The organism is Paenibacillus sp. FSL K6-1330, assembly GCF_037976825.1.
Lineage (GTDB): Bacteria > Bacillota > Bacilli > Paenibacillales > Paenibacillaceae > Paenibacillus_AQ.
Map to the genome: position 1 here is coordinate 2,475,012 of NZ_CP150269.1, position 26,805 is coordinate 2,501,816.

The following is a 26,805-nucleotide window of genomic DNA, read 5'->3' on the forward strand; positions in this document are numbered from 1 at the left end:
TTATCCTTCTTTTCAGAAAGGAGCATTTGCTTTTTAGGTCCGTTACCATTTACAATAACGGATAATGAGGTGAAGGAGGAAATGGCATGACGGAACAACTTCAACTGGATAACGGTTTGATTCGAATATCGGATGATGTCGTCTCGAAAATTGCCGGATTAGCTGCCTTGGAAACCCCAGGTATTGCAGCAATGTCCGGTGGATTGTCCGAGGGCTGGGCTAAGCGACTGAGCGGCAAAAATGTGCAAAAGGGTGTTACCGTAGAAGTAGGTCAGCTGGAAGCGGCGATTGACCTGCGGATTATCGTGCTTTATGAGACACCCATACATGAAGTGTGCCGCATGCTTCAACAGAATGTCCGCGAAGCTGTCGAGAGCATGACAGGACTTCGTGTGGTTGAGGTCAATGTGAAGGTCGAAGGCGTAGCTTTCAAAGACGATGAAATCGACGATATTCAGCTTCGAGCTAAATAAGACGTACTATAGGGGATCCGTTCCCCGCTGATGATGAAAACAAGAAAAAAGACTACCCGATTGCCCGGTAGTCTTTTTTAATTACGGATTTAACCTGCTCCTCTTTCATCGGACGGTTGCTGTCCCTGGATATGCTAAGCACGATTCCCATGCTCAGCATCATAACCAGCAGCGAGGATCCGCCATAACTGATGAATGGGAGGGTAACGCCCGTTATCGGGATGGTATTGGTAACCCCACCGATATTGATGAAGGCCTGTATGGCGATTAGTCCCATGATGCCGACGCCGGTCAAGGTTCCGAACGGATCCGAGCAGCGAAGCGACACAATGATCCCTCGCAGGATAAAGTATAAGTAGAGCAGGAGGAATATCGCAGTTCCGATAAAACCGAATTCTTCGCCGATGACCGAAAAGATAAAGTCATTGTAAGGATTCGGCAGGTAATGCAGCTTCTGCACACTCTCCCCGTAACCGGCTCCAGTGACACCGCCCTGGCCGATGGCGATCAGCGATTGCACCAAGTTGTAGCCCGTGTCCGACTCATCGTGGAACGGGTCCATGAAAGCCTCGATCCGGCCCATCTTGTAGTTCTTGGAAGCCTGCTCCTGATCTCCGCTGGAGTTAAAGAGTGCACCGACGCCCAGAGTGAGTACCAGGCCAAGCGCGACAAGCGAGATACATCCCAGGATATGCTTGAGGCTGGCGCCGCCAGCATAGATCAGCAGCCCGCTCGTAGCCACGAGGATGAAGCAGGAACCTAAATCCGGCTGAAGCATGATAAGTCCCGCTACGACCCCTACAATAATGAGTACGGGGAAGAAACCGCCCTTCCATTGACGGATTCGTTCCCCTTTTTTGGTAATCAGCGCTGCCAGATAGACAATGGTCGCAATTTTGGCCAGTTCGGTCGGCTGTATGCCGAATTTTCCCAGGTTAAACCAGCTTGTGGCTCCGTTGGTCGCGGAACCGATGATCACCACAAGAATCAGCAACATCAAGGTTAGAAAAAACACCGGTATGAATAGCTGCTTGTATTTCTTATAGTTGATGTTCATGGCAACAAACATAACCAACGTGCCAAGGACGGCAAACGCGACTTGCCGCTTCGTAAAATGCAGCGGATCGTTATTGAATTTTTCATTGAAAACGGCCAAGCTGGAGCTGGAACTGAACACCATGATCAGTCCGAATCCCACTAACAGCAAGGTAAGGATCAGCAGTTGAAAATCAGGCGTCCCTCTCTTCGGCTGAGGTTTGGTCGTATTCATAATGTTCGACCTTACGCTTCCAGAAGAGCTTTGAGCTCTTGAAGCTTCTTGGTAGCCACATTCATAACGGGCTGTGGAGCCATGGATTCATACTCAAGTCCGTGCGGGAACGTGGCTCTACCCAGGTATACCGCTTCGATTTTGAGGATGGCGTCCGGTTTTTCGAGCTTGCCTTCAACAGCGCGGGTGTTAATGCGCAGGAAGTATTCAGCCTGATTTTTTTTATCTTCGATTTTCAAGTCATATGTAGCGCGGTAGTATTCCCACTGCCAACGAATGAAGCCTACTTTCTCGGCACATTCATCAAGGTAAGCTAAATCGCTGTGCAATTCGTCCAAGCCTGTATTTTCGAAAATCATGTGGTTGTAACCCCCTTAATAGTCCTTGCAAAGTTCTTTAATATGATAGTATGTTTCAGGAACTTGTGCAAGCCTGTACCGCCCGTCACGCTTCAATTGAGACCTTTTATCCAGGGTGAGATTTTGATAACGACAGGCATTCTTCTTTTCTGCTAAAATAAAAGGAAGTGAAAACGCTGTGAAATGTACGCTTTCCATCCTGGTGGTTATATATTCATAGGACTTCAATTAAGCGAAGGGTGGATATGGCCAATGAATCGCGTCGTTTACCGCACGGATTATTATGTAGTGGAAGAGAACGGGCAGCAGGAAATTGTCGTGATCGACCGGATTCCGGAATCGGCAGCGGTTGTGGCCGTTCATCAAGGTTGTCTGCTCTTGGTATGCCAGCACCGGGAAGCGGTTGATAAGATCACCTGGGAGCTTCCCGGCGGAACGGTGAAACCGGGTGAGGAACGGAAGTTTGCCGTTAAGCGGGAGCTTGAGGAAGAGGCAGGCGTGCTGTGCAAGGACCTGTCCTACATGGGCAGTGCTTATCCGATGGCTTCTCTGGCCAACCGGAACGTTCATTTTTATTTCACCGACGATTTGAAGGTGTCCGGCAGCCAAGAGTCGAATCAAGATGAGGACGAAGATGTTAGAGCTGTGTGGGTCCCGCTCAGGGATGTATATCGCAAGATCAAGGAAGGCGGCCGAATGGATGCCATGGTTGGGCACGGACTGCTGCTGAGCAAGCTTTACGGATTTCTTGCGATCGATTGAGCCGCATATAGCGGGGGAGGATGATGGAACTTGACGAAGGAAGCATTTTGGGAACAATGGTATCCACGGATGGTGGAGTGGCGTCGTCATTTACATATGCACCCGGAACTTTCGTTCCAGGAGAAGGAAACTTCGACATTTATAGCAACCCGGCTGCAGGAGCTGGGCCTTGCGGTCAAGACAGGTGTGGGCGGGCATGGCGTTATAGGAATTATAAAAGGAGATACACCTGGCAAGACCGTTGTGCTGCGTTCTGATATGGATGCGCTGCCGATTGAAGACGGCAAGAGCTGCGAGTACAAATCCCGGGTGCAAGGCGTGATGCACGCTTGCGGGCATGATGGGCATACCTCCATGCTGCTGGGGGCAGCTGCTTATTACAGCACGTATCCTGAAGAAGTCCAGGGCGAAATTCGTTTTATGTTCCAGCCAGCGGAGGAAGTCTGTCCCGGCGGTGCGGTAGAGATGATCAAGGATGGAGCACTTGACGGAGCCGACGTTGTCTATGGTCTCCACTTATGGACGCCGTTTCCGGTAGGGACCGCAGCGAGCGCGCCGGGTCCGCTGATGGCTGCGGCGGATGAGTTTTTCATTGATATTACAGGGCGCGGGGGACATGGCGGTATGCCGCATGTGACAGCCGATGCCCTGGTAGCGGGAGCAGCGCTTGTTATGCAGCTCCAAACCATTGTAAGCCGCACGGTAGATCCACTGCAGCCTGCCGTGGTTACGGTAGGAACGATGCAGGCCGGAACGGCGCAAAACGTAATTGCTTCCTCTTGCCGGATCACGGGAACGGTGCGCACCTTTGACGAACCTACCCGGACATTGATCCGGGAGCGGATCGAACATATGACCCGGACGGTTTCTGAAACCTACGGCACGAAGGCAGCGGTCCGATATCTCGTCGGTTATCCACCCTTGGTGAATGATGAGACCGAAACCGAGCGGTTCTTCCGTACGGCACCGAAAATATTCGAAGCGGATCAGGTCAAGGTCTCGCCCAAACTGATGCCAGCGGAGGATTTTGCCTATTACTTGATGGAAATTCCAGGCTGCTTCATTTTTGTTGGAGCCGGTAACCCGGACAAGGGGGCAATCTATCCGCATCATCACCCGATGTTCGACTTTGATGAAGATGCTATGCGTTATGGGGCGAAGCTGCTGGTCGAGATGGTGTCGAGTTATCAGAACGGGGACTAGATTTTAAGAAAATCGCAATCATCGCGCATGAACGCTCGTCATTTGGAAATCCTATTGATCATAGGGGAAGTTCAGATCCATGGATATGGATGTGGACTTCTTTTTTTTAACCTCCGCTATATGCGGTCTGTCTTCTGAGAAAGTACGTTGATAGACGATTTTCTAACCTGCTATGAAAAATAAAGAGCCAAATGTTACGAGGAGGGATTAGGATGCATAACAAGCCGTGCATCGTCCAGCGGGATCGGACCATCTTGCTTGAGACCGCTCATGTGGAGGCTGAGGCCGCACGCGAACAACTGGCCCAGTATGCGGAATTGATCAAAAGTCCTACGTCTTTTCATACATATCGCCTGTCCCCGTTATCCTTATGGAACGCTGCTGCCGGAGGATTGACAGCTGAGGCGATTTGTTCGAGCCTTCAGTCGCTATCACGTTGGGATGTGCCGGCAGCCCTGCTGGAAGAGGTTATCCAGCTCGTTGGGCGTTACGGACAGCTGTCGCTGCTCCCGCATCCCACACAGGATCGTTCATTGCTGCTACACAGCAATAGCGAAGCCCTGATGCAGGAGCTCAGGTCCAAGCGTTCCCTGATGGAAATCGGCGTTCGGTTGATTTCGGCAAACGAGGCAGAGGTGCCCTCAGACCGGCGTGGCCTATTAAAGCAGGAGTTGACCCGGCTTGGATATCCTGTGCTGGATCAGGCGGGATATTTGGACGGGCAATATCTGAACATCCTTTGGCAAGGAGAAACAACGGGTACGGAGAGAGGCGGAGGTTTAAGCGGCGGCTCAAACGATCAGCGATTCAAGCTTCGCGACTATCAGCAGAAGGCTGCTGAGTCCTTTCGGGATATCGGCGGAGAAGGGGGGAACGGGGTGCTTGTCCTGCCCTGCGGTGCCGGGAAAACGGTGATTGGCATCGCCGCTATGCGCGATCTGCAGTGCGAGACCCTGATTCTAACCTCCAACACAACGTCTGTAAGGCAGTGGATCGACGAGCTGTTGCAGAAAACCTCACTCTCCGCGGAGGAGATCGGTGAATACTCTGGTCAGCGCAAAGAGGTGAGGCCGGTAACGGTCGCTACCTATCACATCTTGACCCACCGACAGGGCAAGGGCGATGAACAACAGCATATGAAGCTGTTTAATGAACGTCGCTGGGGCTTAATCATCTATGATGAGGTCCATCTCCTCCCCGCCCCGGTATTCCGTGCGACGGCCGATATTCAGGCGACCCGCAGGCTTGGTCTGACCGCCACCTTGGTTCGCGAGGATGGAAGGGAGCATGACGTGTTCTCGCTGATCGGCCCCAGACGATATGAAATGCCGTGGAAAAGGCTGGAGGAGCAGGGCTGGATTGCTTCGGTGGACTGTATGGAGATTAAGGTGCCGCTGCCGGATGAGATAAGAGAAGCCTGCAAGACGGTAGGCAAAAGGGAGCAGTATCGGCTGGCTGCCGAGAATCCCTCCAAGCTTCGTGTGATTCGGCAGCTCGTGGATCTCCACAAGGATGCACAGACGCTGATCATCGGGCAATACCTGGATCAGCTTCATGCCATTGCCGAGGAACTGCAGGCCCCTCTCATTACGGGGCAAATGACGCAGGATCAGCGGAATGAATGGTATAAGGCTTTCCGGGAAGGAGCCGTCCGTGTACTTGTCGTTTCGAAAGTGGCTAACTTCGCGGTTGATCTGCCCGATGCTTCCGTCGCGATCGAGGTTTCGGGCAGTTACGGCTCACGGCAGGAGGAGGCGCAGCGCCTTGGACGCTTGCTGCGGCCGAAGCAGGGGGAGAATCGGGCTTATTTCTATGCATTGGTGACGGAGGACAGCCGGGAGGAGATGTTTGCGATCCGGCGCCAGTTGTTCCTGATTGAGCAGGGATATGAATATCACGCGATTCAAGCGAAGCATCCGGCCTCCCTTGACCTCATAGCGATGCGGCATACGCATCGCTTGCCGATTCCTGACGGGAAGGAGGCCTCGTGGAGATGATGGAGCAGCAGAACGTGGCGGAAGCCACAAGCTTAGAGCATCTTCTTGCCAAGGAGCGATCGGTCCTTCATCATATTTGGAACCGCTTTGTCGGGCAGAGCTTTGATGACGACAAGCTTCGCTCGCTTCGCGTTCAACGCCTGAGCGGTGTGGAAGTACAGCTCGCCTTCTTATCCTTGAGGCAGCAGCGATGGGTTCAAGCAGTCAAACAGGGCTGGGGCGAGAGGCTGTATTTCATTCCTTTTGATAAACTTCAGATTCTCCAGGAGGCTTTTGGCAATCTCGAGGCGGATTCCGTTCCCGCTGCTGCCGTGAAGCTCCAGCAAGAGGGAAGAAGCGGCATAGCAGTTGATATGTTCAATGTGCTTGTCTATATGGCCAAGAACCAGGTGGCTATAACCGCTAAAGGGGTTCTACATAAGAAGTTTATTCAGAAGCTGGGGAGCATCGTGGGATTAACGCCATCCGATGTCGAGGGGCTTACTCTCCAATATGATCACGCTGATGTTTACCCACCGCATGTTGCGATCGTATTGGATCTGCTGTTTTCGTTTGAGTTGGTCGCCTTGGAGCAAAGGGAGCTTAGGCTAAACATGACCGCGCTCCGTCATTGGCTCGCACTCTCACGCGAAGCGATGGAACGATTGGTTCTTTTGCACATGATGGAACGTTATGTTCCGGGTTCGGCCGAGTATCAGCATTTCACATGGCAGATTTGCCACTCATCACGGATCGGCGGGATGTGGTATTATGCTCAGCACATGGTAGCAAAGGGCGAGGAACCACTGAACTGGAATCCTCTTAGGGGAAGGGAGTTGTCCGCGGGGGATGCGGCTTCATGGCTCCGTTTATTGACCGGTTGCGGTTACATCGATCTTGGGATGGATCACGATGGTCAATTCCTGTTCCGGTGGCGTATGGATCCCTGCTCCTTGTTGAGTGGAAGCAGTAAGGATGACACCGGATCTTCGGGGCTGTTTATTCAGCCGGATTTTGATATATTGATTCCGCCTGACGTGCCTTATATGGTCAAGTTTACGGCTGCTCTATGCACGGAGCGCATATCGGATGACGTAATGACGGTTTATCGACTGACCAGAGATTCGGTAGCTCAGGCGGCGACTGCAGGAATGGGGCCGGAAGCGATCACGGCTTTTTTCACGGAACATGCAGTGGCAGGAATTCCAGAGAACGTGTACACGGCCCTACGTCAATGGGGCAAGGAGATTGAACGCGCGGGGAGGAATGAGTTCTTACGGTATGTCGGCGCAGCTCCGAAAGATGAAACGGAATTCGAGGACGGTGATGAAAGAGATAACCGTTACGCTTTGCCGCGTTATCCAGGCTGCCCTTCTAGCGGATTGATTCGCTCTGCTCGCAGTGAGCTTGTTCTTGAATGGGACGACAGCCTTCCGGATAAAGCGTCAATCGTTCCGGATTTGAACAGGATTCCCATCATGTGGACACGGGATTGGCGTTCTTATCACGGTTCGACGGCCAAGCAAATGATGGAGCAGGCGCTTGAATTGTCAGCCAAATTAGAGATTGCAGTCGATGGAAGCCGGATGGAGTTTATTCCATATCAGCTCGAGCGGCAGCCATGGAAAATTTCGGGAGCATTATATGATCTGGATTCCGATTTCGAAATGACGGGAACCGTGGTGCAGTTAGGCGAAGGGGAATGGAAGGAAATGCGGCTTGTGATTCCGTAAAAGCGTATGAATTCCCCCTTCTTAAGATACGAGCGTTATGCTATGATGAAAGAGTCCACAAAAATAAAGCGTGGGCCAAACTATTAGAAAAGCGGGATGAGTTCATGAGCGTATCGGAAATAAACACGGTCGATATGGCCGAGGTGCTCACCTATGCCTATGAAATAGGCGACATGATTAATGCTTCCGTCGAAGTGGCGGATTATCTATATTGGAAGCAGGCAGTTGAAGGTGATCCTACGATTCAGGCTTTGATCAGAAAGCTTGATTCCAAGAAAGAGCTATTTGAAGAGACTCAGCGGTTCGGTCACTTTCACCCGAATTACCATTCGGCCAAGGATGAAGTAGCCGCAGTGGAGGCGGAGCTTGAGGCTTACGAGCCCGTAGCCCGGTTTAAGCAGGCGGAGAAGAATCTGGACGATCTGCTGCATTCGATGTCGGAGAAGATTGCTTTTTCGGTTTCGGAGAGCATCAAGGTACCTGGTAACGATCCTCTTCCCAAGAAGGGGTGCGGCAGCGGCGGAGCTTGTTCGTGCGGATAATAAGCATAGACTAGAGATAGAGACGAAAGTGAGGCGAGGAGCTTAGGATGTTGGCTGAACGGACCGGTTTTATTATATGGGTCAGCGATGTAAAGGCAGCAAGAAATTTGGAGAAATACGGCAGCGTGCACTATATATCACGCCGCATGCATTATGTTGTCATGTACGTCAATGCTGACCGCGCCGAGGAAACAATGAAGAACATCCGGAGATTGTCCTACGTTCGTAAGATCGAGCGCTCCTTCCGGAATGAGATCAAGACGGAGTACAGCAGCAAAGGGCCGGATAAAGCGAAGTTTTACGGTCCTTAGCATGATGTGCCTGATCAAGACTCTAACGTTAACGCATAAGTTAGCATAAAGAGTGTAAAGCGGCCCCCACGGGGCCGCTTTTTTTAAGATATTGGAAGGTATAAAATTGAAGCATGGGACTTCCTGATATCGCAAGAGAAATCCACTTTTTTATAAAGTTTTTTTGGATTGATGGCGATAGATTGGCATAAATCGGAATCTTGTTTGATAAAATAGTATAAGTAAGGTACAATTTACATTTTAATCAAGCCATCATTCCAGGCGACGTCAGCGCCTAACGCACAGGATACAACTAGAGATATTTCTAAATTTTCGGTGATTGTTCACAAGAAGCGAGGTTTCAATCTTGTGAATGCCAGTGGAATGATGTAATATGTTGGGTATATATACATAGATACAAAGACCCATTTGGTGGAGAGTGATATTCCATGCGCGACAAAGGGACAGAGCGGTGGAGCACCTATGAGCCGTTTTATATTACGTTAAATGATAAAAAGGTAGCCGACATCATCATTACCAATCATGCGAAGAGCCGTTATACGGACCGGGTTCAGGGTAACGACACCTCCCATGAGGAAATCGGGACTTGGATGTGGGAGTGCCTGAAACAGGACCGGATCGTGCCGTATTACCGCAACGAACAGGATGTCTATCTGATTGACGACGACTTGGTGGTTGTGGCGGAGTTTTCGGAGCTGGAGCATGAACGTGATTTGATTGGCAACCCGCTGCACCGGATGATTATTGTAACTTTTTTGGGACGTATGTCAGAAACCATTGAGCTTCGAGACCTGAAGTCGTATTACTCATGGCTTCGCCATTCACGTCGTATGACACTGATTAAGAATAGCCGGAAACGTAAATAAAGAAATAGAGTCACCATATGGCATGCGAGCGTAAGCGCGGATGTCTTTTTTGTATGCTCCGCTCTGATCCGTTACAATGATAATAACAAAGAGAGGCAGCGAGAGGGGAACCGATGCTATGAACTTTCATCAGCTACATATTTTTTATACGGTAGCAGAGCGTGGGAGTTTTTCTGCTGCTGCCCAGGCACTTCATATGAGCCAGCCCGCTGTGACGATGCAGGTACAATCGTTGGAGGAATATTTTGGGACAAAGCTCCTCATTCGTTCCACCAAGCGCATGGAATTGTCCGAGGCCGGGAGGACGCTGCTTCCTTTTGCCCGCAAGAGCCTGGAGCTGTCGCAGGAAACGGACGCAGCGATGGCGGCATTCTCAAATAAGCTTCAGGGAAGACTGCAACTGGGGGCTAGCCTGACTATCGGGGAGTACGTGCTGCCTCGATTGCTGGGGCCCTTCGGCCGGGAGTATCCCGATATATCCATCATGCTTAAAGTGATGAACACCACGCAGATTCTCGAGGAAATCGCTGGCCATCAATTGAATTTTGGGCTGATTGAGGCACCTGTCGAGCATCCGGATATGGTCCTGGATTCGGTTATGGAGGATGAACTGAAACTGATCGTTCCTTCCAGCCATCCTTTAGCGACAAGGGAAGATGCGATATATTTGGAGGAGGTGCTGAAGTATCCGTTTGTCCTTCGTGAGAAGGGATCTGGCACCCGGAAGGTGATGGAGCATGTGCTGCTTATGCGGGGGTACGATCCCGAGAGCATCCGGACGGTGATGGAGCTTGGGAGTACGGGAGCGGTGAAATCGGCGGTAGAGGAAGGACTCGGCATTACGATGCTGTCGACTTCAACGGTCAAGCATGAAACGGCGCTCGGCTTAGTCAAAATGATCGATATTGCGGATGCCTCATTTAAACGGAACTTTTATTCCATTCAGTTGCGGTCAGCGCTGCTGCCGATGTCGGCGATGACGTTTTTGGCCTATTTAAGGGAACGCCAGCGAAACCAGCGATAAAGCACGCCCGCACATACAACGAAAGGGGATTGAATATCATGGATACATCGATGGATCGGACAGGCTGCGACCTTCATTCCCACACTCAGGCTTCGGACGGGATGAACACACCTTCGGAGAACGTGCAGCTTGCCTTCGATCGGGGACTTGGGGCGCTAGCTATAACGGATCATGACACCGTAGCTGGTGTCGAGGAAGCGCTGCAAGCCGGAGAACGGCTGAACATGGTCGTGGTCCCTGGCGTAGAAATCAGCACCATGGCATGCGGGACGGATATTCACGTCCTAGGCTATTACATAGATTACCGGGACCCCGTATTTCTGGAGCGGCTGGCAGAGCTCCGTCGCACGAGGGAGAAGCGTAATGAGAAGATCATGAGCAAGCTAAGAGAGCTTGGCATCGAGCTTACGATGGAGGAAGTGATCGCCAGCTTGGGACGGCCGCTGGAACCCGATGAGAGCATCGGCCGCCCGCATATTGCGGATGCGCTGGTCCTGAAGGGCCATGCTCTCGATCTCAGGGATGCCTTCGACCGTTATCTCGCACAGGGCGCAGCTGCTTATGTGCCGCAGCCGCGGATTCATCCCAAGGAAGCCTGCGAATGGATACGGGAAGCCGGGGGTGTGCCGGTGCTTGCACACCCTGGACTCTACAGCGATGACGCGTTGGTGAGAGCGGTCATTGAAGAGGCTGCATTCAAAGGGATTGAAGTCTATCATTCAGACCATGGGGCAGCGGAGGAGAAACGCTACTTGGCCATGGCCGAAGATTACGGTTTGATCGTGACCGCCGGATCGGATTACCATGGTGAGAGGCAGGGCCAGGTATTCCATGGGGATATCGGAAGCCGCCAGGTATCTATCCAGGTGTTGGACCAACTTCAACAGGCGCAGGCAAGGAGCTGAGAACCCGACAATACTGCCGGTTTCGAGCGGATTAAGTTTGTGCGGCTCCGGCGGATTCGTATAGGAGAATCCTGGCATGAGAATAAGAAAAAACGGGCATCCCGGCTGGTCACACGACCTTTCGGGGTACCCGTTTTTTAGTTAAATTAACGATATATCGATGTCTTAGATTATCTTAATTACGATTGTTTTTTACCGAACTGGGCATCGCCTTGATCCGCTGCTCGTCTGGCGTGACAAACAGCGTTTTCTGATTGTCATAAATGACAAATCCGGGCTTGGCTCCATTCGGCTTGCGTACATGGCGAATGAGTGTGTAGTCGACGGGAACACTGCTCGATTCTTTCGCCTGACTGTAATAAGCAGCCAGCTGTGCCGCTTCCTGCAGCGTTGCATCCCCGTACTCGCTACTGCGGATAACCACGTGGGAGCCCGGGATATCCTTGGTGTGCAGCCATGTATCGTTAGAGGAAGCGAGACGGTTGGTAACGTACTCGTTTTGTAGGTTGTTTTTGCCTACATAAAGCTCGATGCCTTCGGATGAAGTATAGACATGCAGCGTCGGCTTGTCGTTTTTTTTCTTTTTCTTCGCTTTACGATTGCGGTCTCTTAAGTATCCCTGCTGGATCAGCTCTTCCCGGATTTCATCGATGTCGCTCAAGGAAGCATGCGACAGCTGCTGCAGAAGATTCTCGATATAGTTGATCTCTTCGCGGGTTTTGATTAATTGTTCGTCGATGACCGCGAGGCTGTTCTTGTACTTGTTATATTTTTTGAAATAGCGCTGTGCATTGTCCGACGGAGTCAGGAGCGGATCCAACGGGATGGTGACGGTCGCCTGCTCTTCATCATAGAAGTTAACCAGCTGGGCTTCACGGTCGCCCTTCTTAATCTGATGGAGCGAGGCGAAGAGAAGCTCGCCAAAGATACGATACCGGTCGGCATCCCCGGCTTCTTCCAAGTCCTTATTCAGATTATCCAGCTTCTTGATGTTCTTCGTCCGTTCATTCTGCAGGAATCGGAGGAGGTCGCTTACCTTCTGTTTAACTGTATCCCGCTGCGCCTTATCCCCGTAATAATCCTCCATGCATCGGCTGACCGACTCGTAGGTTGTGGTTTCGTCCACCAGCAAGGTCAGCGGAATGACGGAGAACACCGATTTCCCCTTGGCATTGACGCCTGTAACGGGCGTATATTGATGGTTACGAACTTGTTCCATGAGTTCATCAAAAACGCTCCACAGGCTGCCGCAATCTTTTTCCCCCTCAACCCCGCTAGCACTGCTTTCTCCTGCGCGGTGGGCAATTTCCTGTGCCGCGAGCGGACTGAGGCCGCTGAACGCGCTGACCAACCATGGAACGGCCTGCTCCTCGTTCATCATACAAGATTCCCGGAAGGCTTCCTGCAAGGTTTCGAGCGGATTCAGCTTGTGCTGCTCCGGCGGATTTGTATAGGCGAATCCCGGCATGACCACGCGATAGCTGCTGATGGCGGGTGTCACATGGTTGATGCCGTCCAGAATGGTGTCGCTTGCTGGGTCGAGCAGAATGATGTTACTGTGTCTGCCCATCAGTTCGACGATGATTTTCTTGGAGGAGATATCCCCAAGTTCGTCGCGCTGCCGGATCGTAATATGGATAATTCGTTCCATACCGACCTGCTGGATGTCCTCGATGATGCCGCTCTCGCAATGCTTGCGCAGAATCATGCAAAACATAGGGGCTTCGGCCGGATTCAGAAAGGTCTCCTGTGTCAGATGAACCCTGGGATACGTGGGGTTTGCGGATAGCAGCAGCTTGGCGTTTCCCTGCTGGGTGCGTATATGAAACACGATGTCCCGATCGTTCGGTTGATATATTTTATTGATCCGTGCGCCCCGGCATGATTGAAGCTCATGCACGATCGCACGTGTGACAATGCCGTCTAATGCCATCCTTCATTCTCCTATCTGTCTGTTACCCTTCCTATCGTACTTCTCTATGATGCCATATTTCCCTTAAAAACTTAAGGCCCCTTCTGTGATAATTCAGGACCTGTCCGAATACATTTACGTAGAAAGGGTGGAAAAGCTGTCATCCGCCGGAGGAAAACAACCGGGAGGGAAAGGAAGCATGGAACAAAAGCAATGGCATCAAATGGATACGGATGAATTGCAGCAAGCGCTGCATATGCATCCGGAGCAGGGCCTCACGGAAGAGGAAACCGGGGAGAGACGAAAAAAAAGCGGCTATAATGAGCTCTCCGAGGGCGTTAAAATTTCTCCATTTGTTCTGTTTCTGAATCAATTTAAGGATTTCATGACGTTGGTGCTCCTTGGAGCCACTCTGGTATCGGGTCTGCTGGGTGAGTATCTGGATGCCGTAACGATTGTAGCCATCATCCTGATCAACGGGATTCTTGGTTTCGTTCAGGAATTCAAGGCGGAACGCTCGCTTCGGGCCTTGAAGCAGCTGTCCGCACCAATGTCTAGGGTCATTCGGGACGGTAAAGTGGTACAGGTTGCGGCCAGAGAACTCGTCCCTGGCGATGTCGTGCTCGTCGAGAGCGGAGACCGCATTCCGGCCGATGTTCGCTGGCTTGAGATCAACAGCTGCAGCGTCGAGGAATCGGCCTTGACCGGCGAGTCCCTGCCGGTGAACAAACATGCCGAGCCGATCCGCGATGCGGATGTTCCCCTAGGTGACCGGAAGAACATCGGGTTCATGGGCACGATGGTGGTCCGCGGTACGGCGAAGGGTGTTGTCATCCGAACCGGAATGGATACGGAGATGGGCAAAATCGCCGATTTGATCCAGAACACGGAATCCCAGGAGACGCCGCTGCAGCATCGACTGGAGCAGCTGGGCAAAATCCTGATCGCCGTTTCACTGGGGCTTACGATTCTGGTCGTCGTAGCAGGCATTCTGCATGGACAGCCTGCCGCAGGCATGTTCCTTGCAGGAGTCAGTCTTGCGGTTGCGGCCATCCCGGAAGGGCTTCCGGCCATCGTCACGATTGCACTCGCCCTCGGCGTGCAGCGCATGATTAAGCGCAAAGCGATTGTACGCAAGCTGCCATCCGTGGAAACGCTGGGCTGTGCATCCGTAATCTGTTCGGACAAAACCGGGACGCTCACGCAGAATAAAATGACCGTAACCCAAGTTTGGCTGGGAGGGCGCTCATTGGAAGTGACCGGGCATGGTTATGACCCGACGGGTCAGATCCTTCATAGAGGCAAACCGGTCGAGCTGCGGTCCGACCAGGGCCTGCGCAGATTATTGCAAATCAGCGGTCTGTGCAACAATGCCGAAATCTATGAGAACGTGCAGGAAGAAACGCGGAACAAGCGGAAGAGCAAGGAAGAGCCGACAGCTGCTTCCTGGGAATTAAAAGGGGACCCGACCGAAGGGGCGCTGTTGACGCTATCGTCCAAAATGGGATTGACAAAGGGAAGCCTGAACTCCATCTACCAGAGAGACAAAGAGTTTCCGTTTGATTCGGAGCGAAAGCTGATGTCCGTCATTGTCAGCCATCAGGGCGGACGCTTGCTCTGCACGAAAGGCGCGCCGGATGTGCTGCTAGATGCATGTGCTTATATTATGTGGGACGGAAACGTTGTTCCGCTTACCGCTACGCTCCGTCAGAAGGTGTTTGCCGCCAATGAAGGTATGGCCTCCGATGCGCTACGCGTGCTTGGTTTGGCTTATCGGGATTTGCGTTCTTATGACAAGCCGGAAACGGAGAAAGAGGCCGAGAGCCAGCTTATCTTTGTCGGGCTGGCCGGGATGATCGATCCGCCGCGCCGTGAAGTGCGCGATGCAATTGCGACATGCCGCCGCGCGGGCATCAAGACCGTCATGATTACGGGCGACCACCGGACGACGGCGGAAGCGATCGCCGCCCAGCTTGGCATCCTGCCAAGGAACGGCCTGTCGTTATCAGGCCAGGAGTTATCCGGGATGGATGACAAAGAGCTCGATGCGAGGGTGGATCAGACCTTTGTTTACGCCCGCGTATCCCCTGAGCATAAGCTCCGCATCGTAAAGTCGCTTCAACGTAAGGGGCATGTGGTTGCCATGACGGGGGACGGCGTGAACGATGCTCCGGCCATCAAAGCGGCGGATATCGGAATTGCCATGGGAATTACCGGGACAGACGTAACGAAGGAAGCGTCTTCGCTTGTGCTCAGTGATGATAATTTCTCCACAATTGTTTCAGCGATTGAGGAGGGGCGCAGCATCTATGAAAATATTCGCAAATTTATCCGCTATTTGCTGGCTTCTAATGTCGGCGAAATTCTGACGATGTTTTTCGCGATGATGATGGGTCTGCCGCTTCCGCTCGTTCCGATCCAGATTCTGTGGGTCAACCTCGTGACCGACGGACTGCCGGCTATGGCGCTTGGGGTGGATCAGCCGGAGAAGGATCTGATGGAGCACAAGCCGCGCGGAGCCAAGGAAAATATTTTTGCCAGACGTCTTGGTTGGAAAATCATCAGCCGCGGCATATTGATCGGCCTGTGTACACTTGGCGCATTTTGGATTACGCTGCGCATCGCGCCGAATGATCCGGGTCAGTTGGCCAAGGCACAGTCCGTTGCCTTTGCGACACTCGTCATGGCCCAACTGATCCATGTGTTTGACTGCCGCAGCTCGCGTTCGATTTTCCATCGCAATCCGCTTCAGAACAAAGCGCTGGTGCTTGCTGTGCTGTCCTCGGTATTGCTGATGCTTGGCGTCATGTACATCGAGGCGTTTCAGCCGATCTTTAAGACCGTTCCATTGAATTTGAAGGAATGGGCACTGACACTCGTGGCCGCCGGCATTCCTACCTTCCTGATGGGAGCGGGAAGCGTGTGGGGAGGCAGACGAAACCGCAACCGGAACCGCCGCAGCATGATGACGAAGAGTGCAAATATTTCGGCATAAATTGAATGGATAGCCCATCACCTCTGCGATATGCTAAGCACGAGCATAGCAATTGCAGAGGAGATGGGTTTTATGATGGAATTTACGAAAATGCATGGACTTGGCAACGACTTCGTTGTCGTATACGGCGAGCAAGAACTTCCATCCCATGCATCCGAATGGGCCGTGAAGCTGTGCAATCGCTTTTTCGGCATCGGTGCAGACGGACTTGTATATATTTTGCCTTCCACAAAGGCTAACTTTATGATGCGCATCATGAACTCAGATGGTTCCGAAGCGGAACAATGCGGCAACGCCATTCGGTGTGTAGCGAAGTATGTGTATGATCACGGTCATATTGACCGAGAGGAGATTACCATTGAAACCATCGGCGCCGGGGTACAGCAAGTACGCCTTACGGTGCAGGATGGTCAAGTGAGCAGCGTGCGGGTCGATATGGGTGAACCGGTCCTGAATGGACTGAGCGTGCCTACGACGATCGATCTCCATCCGGTGGTGAATCATCCAATTGAAGTAGACGGCCAGGATTTCCGCTTCACCGCGGTGTCCATGGGCAATCCGCACTGCGTCATTTATGTGGACGATGCCATTAACTTCGATCTCGGTGAATGGGGACCTAAGCTTGAGGTACATCCGCTGTTCCCGAGAAAGATTAACGTGGAGTTTGCGACGGTGAATTCACGGGGCCAAGTGGACATGCGGGTATGGGAGCGTGGTGCAGGACCGACCTTGGCCTGCGGCACCGGCGCCTGCGCAACTTTGGTATCTTCGGTACTGAACGGATTGACAGACCATAGCGCAACGATCTCTCTTAAAGGCGGGGACTTGTTTATCGAGTGGGATGAGTCCGACAATCATGTGTACATGACAGGGCCAGCCGAGGTCGTGTACGCAGGCACGATTGCCTTGTAGAGCATCCGCCAGCCGTTACAATCCTGCCCGCAAAAGTGAAAAAACAGTATGATCTAAAGTTTGTCCATTAGGGGTGGACACGTTAGGGAGGCCTTCTGAAGGCTTCCCTTTTGTCTCTTTATCTTTTGAGAGGTTTTATGATACATTAGTTGAAAATAAACGTCGGGTGGAGGAGAAACGCGATGAAACCGAATCTTCGGCAGGCATGGGAGAATCAGGTACTGGTCGGTGACGGCGCGATGGGTACTTATTTATATCAAAAAGGATTTCCTGTAGGCATATCATATGAAGAACTGAATTTAACCTCTCCGGAGGTCATCGGAAACGTTCATCGCCAGTATGCTGAGGCTGGTGCCCAGGTCATTGAGACGAACACGTTCTCTGCCAATTATGACAAGCTGTCCAAATACGGTTTGGAGGCGAAGGTAGGAGAGATTAACCGCGCAGGCGTGAGAATTGCGCGTGAAGCTGCCGGCGATAACGGATATGTAGTGGGTGCGGTAGGCTCCATTCGTGCAGGCAAAAGAAGCAACATTTCCACGAGCGAGCTCAAGCGTTACTTCGAAGAGCAGCTGTCGGTACTCATATCGGAAGGCGTTGACGGCATTCTGCTCGAAACGTTTTATGACGTGGACGAGATTCAATTGGCTTTGGCGCAGGCTCGGATGCTTAGCGATCTGCCGGTGATCTGCCAGTTTGCGGTAGAGGATATTGCCCGTACACTGGACGGCTTCACGATGCCGGATGCTTACCGCATCCTGAGTCAAGAAGGTGCGGACGTGATCGGCTTTAACTGCCGGACGGGTCCAAACGGTATCATGCGCGCACTTGAAACCCTGAACGGCATTATGAATCTTCCGGCTTCGGTCTACCCAAATGCGGGGATCGCTGATTATGTGGATGGGGAATACCTTTATGGTGCGAGTCCTGAGTATTTCGGCAAGACGGCTTTGGAGTTTGCGAAACGTGGTGCCCGGATTGTCGGCGGCTGCTGCGGAACGACACCGGAGCATATCGCCGAAATATCATCGGCGTTGTCCGATTACGTACCCGCGCCGCTTCCTGCCGTCGATGAGGCTGAAGTCAACCGGATCGTGATTCACGAGACAGCCCAAGAGCAATTTTACGAGCGCATCGGGGAGCCGACGATTGTCGATATCGTGAAGGAACGTCATACCGTTATCGTCGAGCTGGACCCTCCAAGGGATCTGGATATCACCAAGTTCATGAAGGGTGCGGAAGCTTTGAACAAAGCGGGAGCCGATGCGCTGACCCTTGCAGATAACTCGCTGGCCGTAACCCGTATGAGCAACATGGCGCTCGGCCATCTAGTACAAGCACGCACGGGACTGCGGCCGCTGATCCACATCGCTTGCCGTGACCGAAACCTGATCGGCACGCAGTCGCACATGATGGGCTTTGATGCGCTTGGCATCGACCATGTGCTTGCGGTGACGGGGGATCCGGCACGCTTCGGGGATTTGCCGGATTCCAGCTCGGTGTACGACATGACCTCATTTGAAATCATCCGCATGATCAAACAGCTGAACGACGGCATTGCTTTTTCCGGAAAGCCGCTTAAGCAGAAGGCCAAATTCGTTGTCGGCGCAGCGTTCAATCCCAATGTAAGGCATCTGGACAAAGCGGTTGCCCGCTTGGAGAAGAAGATTGCGTCGGGTGCGGATTATGTGATGACACAGCCTGTGTACGATCCCGAGTTAATGGTTAGGCTGAGGGAAGCGACGGCACATCTGGATATTCCGATCTTTATCGGCATCATGCCGCTGGCAAGCGGACGGAACGCGGAATACCTGCATAATGAGGTACCGGGCATTCAACTGTCGGACGAAGTCCGCAGCCGCATGGCCGGGCTTGAAGGTGAAGCGGGCCGGGCGATGGGTGTCAAGATCGGCAAGGAGCTGCTGGATGTTGCAACAGAGCATTTTAACGGCATATACTTAATGACGCCGTTTATGTTCTATGAAATGAGCGTACAATTAATGGAGTATGTCTGGGAGAAATCGGGCCGTCGATTGACCCCCTTGTTTCATTAATAATTATCAATTACAATAGTGTAATGGATGTGATTCCGATGTCATTGAGCATGACCGGATATGGGCAATCCGTTGTCGATTTTCAAGGTTACAGTATCTCTTTCGAAGTGAAGTCAGTCAATCATCGGTATTGTGAAATCGTCTTTCGTATGCCCCGTGAGTGGGCTTGCTTCGAGGATTCACTTCGACGGGCGGTACAGAGCCGAATTGGACGCGGGCGGATTGATGTTTATATTAACAAGGAAAACAACGGCGAGTCCCAGGGTGCTGTGCTGAACCACGCCATGGTTCAGGCGTATTTACAGGCAGCCGAGGATTTGAAGTCATATGGAATCAAGGGAGATCTGGCGGTGCGGGATATTTTGTCGCTGCCAGATGTTCTTGTTAGTCCGAGCGGACTTCCCATGGATGAAGCGCAGCAGAAGTTATGGAATGATGCGCTTCTTCAAGGTCTTGAACAAGCGCTGGAGGGTCTGATTCAGATGCGCAGCAGGGAAGGTTCTTTTCTCGTGAAGGATATCGGGCAGAGGTTAAACCGATTGCAGCTGCTTCACCGAGAGATGACCGAGATTGCTCCTGAAGTTCCGGAAGAGTACCGGAAGCGTCTGCGGCAGCGCATAGAATCTCTTGATGACGGGTCGCTTGCTGTTGATGAACATATATTCGGAATGGAAGTTGCCCTGTTTGCTGAACGTTCTAATGTGGACGAGGAGTTGATTCGACTTCACAGTCATTTGGAACAATGCAGAGAGCTGCTTCATCAGAAAAGCCCTGTAGGCCGTAAACTGGATTTTCTGATTCAAGAAATGAACAGAGAAGTCAATACGATTGGATCGAAAGCCAATCATCTGACTCTGGTAAACCGTGTTGTCGAAATGAAAGCGGAACTGGAGAAGATTCGTGAACAAGCCGCTAATGTGGAATGACCGCAGCTTCATCGGCAAGTAAGAGTCAAATGTATAGGGGGAGCAACCGCACAATGGCAATCAAACTTATTAATATTGGCTTCGGAAACATCGTATCGGCCAATCGGATCATCTCAATCGTGAGTCCTGAATCGGCTCCGATCAAGAGGATCATTCAAGAAGCACGGGACCGTCATATGCTGATTGATGCTACATATGGCCGAAGGACACGAGCTGTTATCATTACGGATAGCGACCACGTGATTTTATCGGCTGTGCAGCCAGAAACGGTGGCTCACCGTCTGTCCAGCAAAGATGACGACAACGACGAATAAGATGAGGAGTACTATGTCTAGAGGATTATTGATTGTATTGTCCGGTCCTTCCGGGGTGGGAAAAGGAACCGTCTGTACGGCACTTCGCAGCCTGGTTCCAGAGCTGGTGTATTCGGTGTCGGCTACGACACGTTCACCGCGGCTCGGCGAGGTACATGGTGTGAACTATTTTTTCAAAAGTCGGGAACAATTCATGGATATGATTGAGAACGACCAGCTTCTCGAATATGCGGAATACGTCGGGAACTATTATGGAACCCCGCGTGATTTTGTGGAAGAAACTTTAGCCTCCGGCAAGGATATTATACTGGAGATCGAAGTGCAGGGTGCACTGAAGGTCAAGGAGAAGTTTCCAGAAGGTATCTTTGTGTTTCTGATGCCGCCGTCGCTGGATGAACTGAAAGATCGGATCCAGGGACGTGGGACAGAGAGTCAAGCTACCATCGACCACCGCATGTCCGTAGCGGTTGACGAAATCAATTTACTGCAGCATTATGATTATGCGGTAGTGAACGATGAAATCAATCTCGCTTGTGAGAGAATACAATCTATCATTATTGCCGAACATTGTAAGGTGAGAAAGTAACCTGTCTATTCATAGACGGTGTTAACTTTCAAGTAAAAGAAGAAGAGGTGCTTCGCCATGTTATATCCATCCATTGATGAAATGATGAATAAGGTAGACAGTAAATATTCTCTTGTGGTTGCGGCTTCCCGCCGTGCACGCCAGTTGCGTGAAGGCGGAGTCAGCGAGTTGAAGAATCCGAAATCCCATAAGTTTGTCGGTGTCGCTCTGGAAGAAATCTATGGCGATTACGTGAAAATCGAGAAGGGACAGGACTAAGACTTTTTCTTCAATATTTGAATAACATGCGTTAGCGCGCGAAAATGTGACAACCGAAAGGTTGTTATTTTTTTGAGAAGATATGAGAATGTAGCCTTTATACAATGGAAAGCGGGGGATTGTCATGTTGAACGGAAAAGTCATTGTGCTTGGCGTTACAGGTGGCATTGCCGCGTATAAAGCAGCGACTTTATGCAGCAGGCTTGTCCAGAGGGGGGCGGATGTGCATGTCATTATGACGGAATCCGCGAAGCAGTTCATTCCGGAATTAACGCTTCAAACGCTGACTAAAAACCCGGTTTATAGCGATACCTTTGATGAACGGGACCCATCGGTCGTCTCGCATATCCATTTGGCTGATTTGGCCGATCTGGTATTGATCGCTCCGGCCACAGCCAATGTCATCGGCAAGATGGCACATGGCCTGGCGGATGACATGCTGACCACAACGCTGCTCGCGACCACGGCTCCTGTCATGATCTCGCCGGCAATGAACGTGCATATGTACACGCACCCAGCCGTCATGGCGAATATGGAGACGCTGGTCTCCCGCGGGGTATCCATGATTGAACCCGGAGAAGGGCTTCTGGCTTGCGGATATGTCGGTAAGGGACGGATGGAAGAGCCCGATACGATTGTTGACGTGGTTGACCGGTTTTTCCGAGATCGTGCCGCACAACCTGTGGCGTTGAATGAGGAAATGGCGAGCAGCTCGACAGGCATATTGCATGGTAAAAAGGTAGTTGTCACGGCCGGCGGCACGATCGAACGCATTGATCCGGTCCGGTATATAACGAATGATTCTTCCGGAAAAATGGGGTTTGCGATCGCGAAAGTGGCCCAGCAGCTGGGAGCGGATGTTCACCTCATTGCCGCTCATACCGATGAAGTCCCGCCAGAGGGAATCAAGACGGAAAAGGTGGAATCGGCTCAAGATATGTACGATGCGGTGCAACGTGTGTTCGATCATAGCGATATCGTGGTCAAGGCAGCAGCGGTTGCCGATTATCGCCCTGCTGAGGTAGCGACATCAAAGATCAAAAAGCGCGGGGAGACGATGACGCTGGATCTTGTCAAGACAACGGACATTCTGGAGAGCCTGGGACGCCAAAAAACCACCCAGTTCTTAATCGGATTTGCTGCTGAGACCGATACGGTGGAGCAGTTTGCCAGAGAAAAGCTGAAACGCAAAAATTGCGATCTGATCGTTGCTAACGATGTTACACAGGAAGGAGCAGGCTTCCGCACGGATACGAACAGCGTTCATATCTTTGATGCAGAAGGGCTGGTCCTGCAGCTTCCCGTGATGTCCAAGGAGGAAGTGGCCCAGAGGCTGTTAACGCTGGCGGCTGATCGGTTGTCCGGGAGGTCATCCTGATGGAAATGGCACGAGTGATTGTGGACGTGCCGTCCAAGGATACGGACCGGCCTTTTGATTATTTAATCCCTGAGGAGCTCCGCCCATGGGTCGAGGTAGGCAGCCGGGTCGGCGTGCCGTTCGGGCATCGTACGCTTCAGGGGTTTGTGGTCTCTCTGCATCCCCGGCCCGAGATGGATACGGCGAAAATGAAGCCGATTCAGGAAGTGCTCGATGTGATGCCGCCGCTTTCGCCTGAACTGATTGAGCTTGGAGAATGGATGAAGGAGCGGTATGCATGCCGCTATATATCGGTTCTGCAGTCGATGCTGCCAACGGCGCTGAAAGGGAAGGCTGAGCGGTACATTTCCATTGGCGATTCAGGCACGTCTCCGACGGATGAAACCGACGGATTATTTGCGCTCCTGCCCGAGAGTGAGTCGGAACAGGAGATCATCCGCTTTGTCAGTCAGAGAGGCGAGGTTTCGCTCCAGCAGTTAACGCGGGCATTTCCGGATGGGGCTGCCACCATCAAAGCACTGATCGGCCGTGGACGGCTGAGTGAATATCAGCAAATCAAGGATAAACTGCAGAAAAAAACGGTGAAAGCGGTAGAGCTTGCCGTATCGAGCGAGGAAGCGCATCTGGCGCTTGCCTCATTTCCGGCCAAGGCCCAGCGCCAGAAGGAAGTGCTCCAGTATATATTGGAAATGGAAGCATTTCTGCCAATATCGCAGAAGGATCTGCTACAGGCGCTGGGCGTCACCGCAGGCACCGTGAAGGCGCTGGCGGACAAAGGGCTGATTACCCTTGAGGATATCGAAGTGTTCCGTGACCCCTATCGGGGGCGGCATTTTACGCCTAGCACCCCATTAGCGCTCACACCGGAGCAGCAAGCGGTGTACCGCAGCATCGTGCACAAGCTGGATGAACGCAAGCATGGCGTGTTTCTTCTCCACGGGGTAACAGGCAGCGGCAAGACCGAAATCTACCTGCAAACGATTCAGCGATGCCTCGAACAGGAGCGTCAGGCGATTGTGCTGGTGCCTGAGATATCGCTGACACCCCAAATGGTGGAACGATTCAAAGCCCGTTTTGGCGATCGCGTAGCTGTCATGCACAGCCGGCTTTCAGATGGGGAGCGATATGATGAATGGCGGAAAATAAGGGAAGGCCGGGCGTCCGTTGTTGTGGGCGCACGATCGGCAGTGTTTGCGCCGTTTGACCGTCTGGGCTTGATCATTATGGATGAAGAGCATGAAGGTTCCTATAAGCAGGAAGAGACGCCGAAGTACCATGCCAGGGATGTTGCGATTCACCGTGCCCAACTGACCGGTGCAGCCGTCATTTTGGGTTCGGCAACGCCTTCGCTGGAGAGTTACCATGCGGCGAGATCGCAAGCTCAGGATGATTTTGCGCCTCATCTGCTGGAGATGCCGAGCCGTGCGCTGGGCAACAAGCTGCCTGAGGTCCAGGTCGTGGATATGCGAGAGGAGCTGCGAGAAGGAAATCGCTCGATGTTTAGCCGCTCCCTGCATGCCGCGATTTCGGCAAGGCTGGAACGCGGGGAACAGACGGTACTGCTGCTGAATCGGCGGGGCTACTCCACGTTTGTCATGTGCCGGAGCTGCGGATATGTGGCAGGCTGTCCGGAATGCGACATATCGCTAACCTATCATCAGAAATCGAATAATTTGCGCTGCCATTATTGCGGTTATGCCGCACAAGCGCCGGAGGTTTGCCCGGATTGCGGAAGTGAACATATACGCTATTTCGGTACGGGAACGCAACGTGTCGAGGAAGAATTGGCCAAGCTGTTTCCCGGCATTCGCGTCATTCGGATGGACGTGGATACCACGACCGAGAAGGGTTCCCATGAGAAGCTGCTGAAGCAGTTTCGGGATAAAAAAGGGGACGTGCTGCTAGGTACCCAGATGGTCGCCAAAGGCCTGGATTTCCCCGATGTCACCTTGGTCGGTGTCATTACAGCCGATTCGGCGCTGAACCTGCCCGATTTCCGGGCGGCCGAGAAGACGTTTCAACTGCTGACGCAGGTTGCCGGAAGAGCAGGACGCCATCATCTGCCGGGTGAAGTGGTTATCCAATCCTATACACCCGAGCATTATTCGATTATTCATGCAAGCAGCCATGATTATTTATCCTTTGTCAAGGACGAACTGAAGCACCGCAAAGCGCTCCATTATCCGCCGTATTGCAGGCTGATCCTGGTGACGCTGTCGCATGAACAGCTGCCGCTGCTGGTAAGAATGGCGGAGAATTTTGCCGCGACCATCAAAAGCGAATCCGACCGCCGGGGATGGTTTGGGAGTCTGGACCGATTCGACGCTAGCGCGCTCGATATATTGGGCCCGGTAGCCTCCCCTATTCCGCGGTTGAAAAATAGATACAGATTTCAATGTATGATAAAATGGCGGGGAACGATGGATGCTGTCTCGCTGGTACGTTCGGTTGCCGAGAAGCTTCAGGATTCGGCGCGGGACAGCAAGCTCCAGATCAGTATTGACGTAGATCCGCAAATGTTAATGTAATTCAGCATATAATGATGAAAAGCACAAGGATGGTGTCATAGACATGGCGATTCGTATTATCGTTAAAGAACCGGATGAGGTTCTTCATAAAAAGGCAAAGGAAGTTACCAAAATTACGCCGAACGTTCAAAAGCTCCTGGACGATATGGCCGATACCATGTACGATGCGGAAGGCGTTGGATTAGCTGCGCCGCAGGTCGGCATTCTGAAGCGTCTGATCGTGATCGATGCCGGTGACGAGCACGGTTTGATCAAGATGATCAATCCGGAGATCGTGGAGAGCGAAGGCGAGCAATTCGGACCGGAGGGCTGCCTGAGCATTCCGGGATGGAACGGGGATGTGCGCCGTGCGGAGAAAGTGACGGTTAAGGGGCTTGATCGTGAAGGCAAAGAGCTTATCATTACGGGTACCGGGCTGCTTGCGAGAGCGTTTCAGCATGAAATCGATCATCTGAACGGGGTGCTGTTTACGGAAATCGCTGATCGGGTGTATGAGTATGTTCCGGAACAGCCGAGAAAAGAGCTGGAGAATCGATGAATATTGTATTTATGGGCACCCCGGCCTTTGCAGTACCCAGCCTGGAAATGTTGATTGCCGAAGGTTATTCCTTAGCTGCCGTCGTTACGCAGCCTGACCGTCCGCAAGGGCGTAAAAAAGTGCTGACCCCAACACCGGTTAAGGAAGCCGCTCTTCGTCACGGCATCCCGGTTCTGCAGCCTCAGCGGCTGCGGAATCCGGAAGCCGTGGCCGAGCTGGCCCAATATAAGCCTGATTTGATCGTCACGGCCGCCTATGGCCAAATCCTGCCGAAATCAGTGCTGGATATGCCGTCACTCGGCTGTCTTAATGTCCACGGCTCGCTGCTCCCCGCTTATCGGGGAGGAGCTCCGATTCAGCGCAGCATCATCAACGGAGAATCCGTAACAGGCATCACCCTGATGTATATGGCTGAGGGGCTCGACACGGGGGACATGATCGCACGGACCGAGGTTCCCATTGAAGATGACGATACGGCCGGAACGATGTTCGAGAAGCTGAGCCAAGCCGGTGCGGAGCTGCTCCTGCGGGAGCTGCCGCGGCTCGTGAAGGGCAAGGTGGAGGCTGAGCCCCAGGATGAAACGAAGGCAACGTATGCTCCGAACCTGACCCGGGATGACGAGAAGATCGACTGGAATCGCACTTCCCGCGAAATTTATAATCAAATTCGCGGTCTGGTTCCTTTCTCCGGTGGATTTACGCTGTGGAACGGGGAAGTGTTCAAAGTATGGGCAGCGGCTAAGCCGGACAGCGCTCAGAAGCCATCTGGCGATGCACAGCCCGGAACCGTGCTGGAGCTGCATGAGAAGGGGATCGTTGTGAAAACAGGCGACGGCGCGCTGACGCTGCTTACGGTTCAGCCCAGCGGCAAGAAGGCAATGGATGCAGCGCAATTCGTGCGCGGGACGAGCCTGACGGCCGGGACGGTGCTGACGTGAGCGGAAACCGCAGCCCGAAGGGGCGTCAGGACTCCCCGAGAG

Annotated in this window: 24 protein-coding genes; 21 read left to right on the forward strand and 3 right to left on the reverse strand. The window is 52.4% G+C overall.

Annotation, left to right across the window (positions count from 1 at the left end):
• The first annotated feature begins 86 nt into the window (after nucleotides 1-86).
• Nucleotides 87-473: an Asp23/Gls24 family envelope stress response protein gene (locus tag NYE54_RS11115; protein ID WP_009589611.1), complete on the forward strand. Its 387-nt coding sequence runs from the start codon at nucleotides 87-89 to the stop codon at nucleotides 471-473.
• Between the two features lie 52 nt (nucleotides 474-525).
• On the opposite strand, the gene ftsW is transcribed toward NYE54_RS11115, so the two are convergent.
• Nucleotides 526-1,743, reverse strand: a complete 1,218-nt coding sequence (gene ftsW / locus NYE54_RS11120; RefSeq protein ID WP_098742818.1) for a putative lipid II flippase FtsW — start codon at nucleotides 1,741-1,743, stop codon at nucleotides 526-528.
• An 11-nt stretch (nucleotides 1,744-1,754) separates the two neighbouring features.
• Nucleotides 1,755-2,102, reverse strand: coding sequence for a YugN family protein (locus tag NYE54_RS11125; protein ID WP_215164023.1), 348 nt, complete (start codon nucleotides 2,100-2,102; stop codon nucleotides 1,755-1,757).
• 252 nt (nucleotides 2,103-2,354) lie between these two features.
• Between NYE54_RS11125 and NYE54_RS11130 the strand changes: the two genes are divergently transcribed.
• The 9 genes from NYE54_RS11130 to NYE54_RS11170 all read left to right on the forward strand — a co-directional run bounded on the left by NYE54_RS11130 (nucleotide 2,355) and on the right by NYE54_RS11170 (nucleotide 11,424).
• Nucleotides 2,355-2,864, forward strand: coding sequence for an NUDIX hydrolase (locus tag NYE54_RS11130; RefSeq protein WP_339271999.1), 510 nt, complete (start codon nucleotides 2,355-2,357; stop codon nucleotides 2,862-2,864).
• Nucleotides 2,865-2,894: 30 nt separating this feature from the next.
• Nucleotides 2,895-4,067 carry a M20 family metallopeptidase gene (locus NYE54_RS11135; protein WP_339272000.1) on the forward strand — a complete coding sequence of 391 codons (1,173 nt, stop codon included), beginning with the start codon at nucleotides 2,895-2,897 and terminating at the stop codon, nucleotides 4,065-4,067.
• 212 nt (nucleotides 4,068-4,279) lie between these two features.
• Nucleotides 4,280-6,064, forward strand: a complete 1,785-nt coding sequence (locus tag NYE54_RS11140) for a DNA repair helicase XPB (RefSeq protein ID WP_339272001.1) — start codon at nucleotides 4,280-4,282, stop codon at nucleotides 6,062-6,064.
• Nucleotides 6,061-7,776 carry a helicase-associated domain-containing protein gene (locus NYE54_RS11145; RefSeq protein WP_339272002.1) on the forward strand — a complete coding sequence of 572 codons (1,716 nt, stop codon included), beginning with the start codon at nucleotides 6,061-6,063 and terminating at the stop codon, nucleotides 7,774-7,776. Before NYE54_RS11140 ends, NYE54_RS11145 begins: the two co-directional genes overlap by 4 nt.
• Nucleotides 7,777-7,880: 104 nt before the next feature.
• Nucleotides 7,881-8,318, forward strand: coding sequence for a YlbF family regulator (locus tag NYE54_RS11150; RefSeq protein ID WP_098743096.1), 438 nt, complete (start codon nucleotides 7,881-7,883; stop codon nucleotides 8,316-8,318).
• Nucleotides 8,319-8,365: 47 nt separating this feature from the next.
• Nucleotides 8,366-8,629, forward strand: a complete 264-nt coding sequence (locus NYE54_RS11155; RefSeq protein WP_076320721.1) for a YlbG family protein — start codon at nucleotides 8,366-8,368, stop codon at nucleotides 8,627-8,629.
• A 428-nt stretch (nucleotides 8,630-9,057) separates the two neighbouring features.
• Nucleotides 9,058-9,495: a hypothetical protein gene (locus tag NYE54_RS11160; RefSeq protein WP_076320722.1), complete on the forward strand. Its 438-nt coding sequence runs from the start codon at nucleotides 9,058-9,060 to the stop codon at nucleotides 9,493-9,495.
• 118 nt (nucleotides 9,496-9,613) lie between these two features.
• Nucleotides 9,614-10,519 (forward strand): selenium metabolism-associated LysR family transcriptional regulator, encoded by a 906-nt coding sequence (locus NYE54_RS11165; RefSeq protein ID WP_339272003.1) that lies wholly within the window; start codon nucleotides 9,614-9,616, stop codon nucleotides 10,517-10,519.
• 38 nt (nucleotides 10,520-10,557) lie between these two features.
• Nucleotides 10,558-11,424 carry a PHP domain-containing protein gene (locus NYE54_RS11170; protein WP_339272004.1) on the forward strand — a complete coding sequence of 289 codons (867 nt, stop codon included), beginning with the start codon at nucleotides 10,558-10,560 and terminating at the stop codon, nucleotides 11,422-11,424.
• A gap of 175 nt (nucleotides 11,425-11,599) precedes the next feature.
• Here NYE54_RS11170 and NYE54_RS11175 read toward each other — a convergent pair whose 3' ends face one another.
• A complete protein-coding gene (locus tag NYE54_RS11175) occupies nucleotides 11,600-13,357 on the reverse strand; it encodes an NFACT RNA binding domain-containing protein (protein WP_339272005.1) in 1,758 nt (585 codons plus the stop codon).
• 178 nt (nucleotides 13,358-13,535) lie between these two features.
• On the opposite strand from NYE54_RS11175, the gene NYE54_RS11180 reads away from it, so the two are divergent.
• The 11 genes from NYE54_RS11180 to fmt all read left to right on the forward strand — a co-directional run bounded on the left by NYE54_RS11180 (nucleotide 13,536) and on the right by fmt (nucleotide 26,763).
• Nucleotides 13,536-16,331 carry a calcium-translocating P-type ATPase, SERCA-type gene (locus NYE54_RS11180; protein ID WP_339272006.1) on the forward strand — a complete coding sequence of 932 codons (2,796 nt, stop codon included), beginning with the start codon at nucleotides 13,536-13,538 and terminating at the stop codon, nucleotides 16,329-16,331.
• A 75-nt stretch (nucleotides 16,332-16,406) separates the two neighbouring features.
• Nucleotides 16,407-17,243: a diaminopimelate epimerase gene (gene dapF, locus NYE54_RS11185; RefSeq protein ID WP_339273460.1), complete on the forward strand. Its 837-nt coding sequence runs from the start codon at nucleotides 16,407-16,409 to the stop codon at nucleotides 17,241-17,243.
• 182 nt (nucleotides 17,244-17,425) lie between these two features.
• Nucleotides 17,426-19,297 (forward strand): bifunctional homocysteine S-methyltransferase/methylenetetrahydrofolate reductase, encoded by a 1,872-nt coding sequence (locus NYE54_RS11190; protein WP_339272007.1) that lies wholly within the window; start codon nucleotides 17,426-17,428, stop codon nucleotides 19,295-19,297.
• A gap of 38 nt (nucleotides 19,298-19,335) precedes the next feature.
• The gene (locus NYE54_RS11195; RefSeq protein ID WP_339272008.1) at nucleotides 19,336-20,223 is read left to right on the forward strand and encodes a YicC/YloC family endoribonuclease; all 888 of its coding nucleotides are present in this window, start codon (nucleotides 19,336-19,338) and stop codon (nucleotides 20,221-20,223) included.
• A 53-nt stretch (nucleotides 20,224-20,276) separates the two neighbouring features.
• Nucleotides 20,277-20,537: a DUF370 domain-containing protein gene (locus NYE54_RS11200; protein ID WP_006209218.1), complete on the forward strand. Its 261-nt coding sequence runs from the start codon at nucleotides 20,277-20,279 to the stop codon at nucleotides 20,535-20,537.
• 13 nt (nucleotides 20,538-20,550) lie between these two features.
• A complete protein-coding gene (gene gmk / locus NYE54_RS11205) occupies nucleotides 20,551-21,123 on the forward strand; it encodes a guanylate kinase (RefSeq protein WP_076320728.1) in 573 nt (190 codons plus the stop codon).
• Between the two features lie 57 nt (nucleotides 21,124-21,180).
• Nucleotides 21,181-21,381, forward strand: coding sequence for a DNA-directed RNA polymerase subunit omega (gene rpoZ / locus NYE54_RS11210; protein ID WP_100536098.1), 201 nt, complete (start codon nucleotides 21,181-21,183; stop codon nucleotides 21,379-21,381).
• Between the two features lie 124 nt (nucleotides 21,382-21,505).
• Nucleotides 21,506-22,759 (forward strand): bifunctional phosphopantothenoylcysteine decarboxylase/phosphopantothenate--cysteine ligase CoaBC, encoded by a 1,254-nt coding sequence (gene coaBC / locus NYE54_RS11215; RefSeq protein WP_339272009.1) that lies wholly within the window; start codon nucleotides 21,506-21,508, stop codon nucleotides 22,757-22,759.
• Nucleotides 22,759-25,287, forward strand: coding sequence for a primosomal protein N' (gene priA / locus NYE54_RS11220; RefSeq protein ID WP_339272010.1), 2,529 nt, complete (start codon nucleotides 22,759-22,761; stop codon nucleotides 25,285-25,287). The genes coaBC and priA overlap by 1 nt, the downstream gene beginning before the upstream one ends.
• Before the next feature lie 43 nt (nucleotides 25,288-25,330).
• Entirely contained in the window at nucleotides 25,331-25,825 is a 495-nt protein-coding gene (gene def / locus NYE54_RS11225; RefSeq protein WP_076320731.1) for a peptide deformylase, read from the forward strand.
• Nucleotides 25,822-26,763: a methionyl-tRNA formyltransferase gene (gene fmt, locus NYE54_RS11230; protein ID WP_339272011.1), complete on the forward strand. Its 942-nt coding sequence runs from the start codon at nucleotides 25,822-25,824 to the stop codon at nucleotides 26,761-26,763. Before def ends, fmt begins: the two co-directional genes overlap by 4 nt.
• The last annotated feature ends 42 nt before the right edge of the window (nucleotides 26,764-26,805 follow it).

Coding starts and splice junctions, on each gene's coding strand:
- NYE54_RS11115 (WP_009589611.1), top strand. CDS start 87: ATGACGGAACAACTTCAACTGGATAACGGTTTGATTCGAATATCGGAT.
- ftsW (WP_098742818.1), bottom strand. CDS start 1,743: ATGAATACGACCAAACCTCAGCCGAAGAGAGGGACGCCTGATTTTCAA.
- NYE54_RS11125 (WP_215164023.1), bottom strand. CDS start 2,102: ATGATTTTCGAAAATACAGGCTTGGACGAATTGCACAGCGATTTAGCT.
- NYE54_RS11130 (WP_339271999.1), top strand. CDS start 2,355: ATGAATCGCGTCGTTTACCGCACGGATTATTATGTAGTGGAAGAGAAC.
- NYE54_RS11140 (WP_339272001.1), top strand. CDS start 4,280: ATGCATAACAAGCCGTGCATCGTCCAGCGGGATCGGACCATCTTGCTT.
- NYE54_RS11145 (WP_339272002.1), top strand. CDS start 6,061: ATGATGGAGCAGCAGAACGTGGCGGAAGCCACAAGCTTAGAGCATCTT.
- NYE54_RS11150 (WP_098743096.1), top strand. CDS start 7,881: ATGAGCGTATCGGAAATAAACACGGTCGATATGGCCGAGGTGCTCACC.
- NYE54_RS11155 (WP_076320721.1), top strand. CDS start 8,366: ATGTTGGCTGAACGGACCGGTTTTATTATATGGGTCAGCGATGTAAAG.
- NYE54_RS11160 (WP_076320722.1), top strand. CDS start 9,058: ATGCGCGACAAAGGGACAGAGCGGTGGAGCACCTATGAGCCGTTTTAT.
- NYE54_RS11165 (WP_339272003.1), top strand. CDS start 9,614: ATGAACTTTCATCAGCTACATATTTTTTATACGGTAGCAGAGCGTGGG.
- NYE54_RS11170 (WP_339272004.1), top strand. CDS start 10,558: ATGGATACATCGATGGATCGGACAGGCTGCGACCTTCATTCCCACACT.
- NYE54_RS11175 (WP_339272005.1), bottom strand. CDS start 13,357: ATGGCATTAGACGGCATTGTCACACGTGCGATCGTGCATGAGCTTCAA.
- NYE54_RS11180 (WP_339272006.1), top strand. CDS start 13,536: ATGGAACAAAAGCAATGGCATCAAATGGATACGGATGAATTGCAGCAA.
- dapF (WP_339273460.1), top strand. CDS start 16,407: ATGGAATTTACGAAAATGCATGGACTTGGCAACGACTTCGTTGTCGTA.
- NYE54_RS11190 (WP_339272007.1), top strand. CDS start 17,426: ATGAAACCGAATCTTCGGCAGGCATGGGAGAATCAGGTACTGGTCGGT.
- NYE54_RS11195 (WP_339272008.1), top strand. CDS start 19,336: ATGTCATTGAGCATGACCGGATATGGGCAATCCGTTGTCGATTTTCAA.
- NYE54_RS11200 (WP_006209218.1), top strand. CDS start 20,277: ATGGCAATCAAACTTATTAATATTGGCTTCGGAAACATCGTATCGGCC.
- gmk (WP_076320728.1), top strand. CDS start 20,551: ATGTCTAGAGGATTATTGATTGTATTGTCCGGTCCTTCCGGGGTGGGA.
- rpoZ (WP_100536098.1), top strand. CDS start 21,181: ATGTTATATCCATCCATTGATGAAATGATGAATAAGGTAGACAGTAAA.
- coaBC (WP_339272009.1), top strand. CDS start 21,506: ATGTTGAACGGAAAAGTCATTGTGCTTGGCGTTACAGGTGGCATTGCC.
- priA (WP_339272010.1), top strand. CDS start 22,759: ATGGAAATGGCACGAGTGATTGTGGACGTGCCGTCCAAGGATACGGAC.
- def (WP_076320731.1), top strand. CDS start 25,331: ATGGCGATTCGTATTATCGTTAAAGAACCGGATGAGGTTCTTCATAAA.
- fmt (WP_339272011.1), top strand. CDS start 25,822: ATGAATATTGTATTTATGGGCACCCCGGCCTTTGCAGTACCCAGCCTG.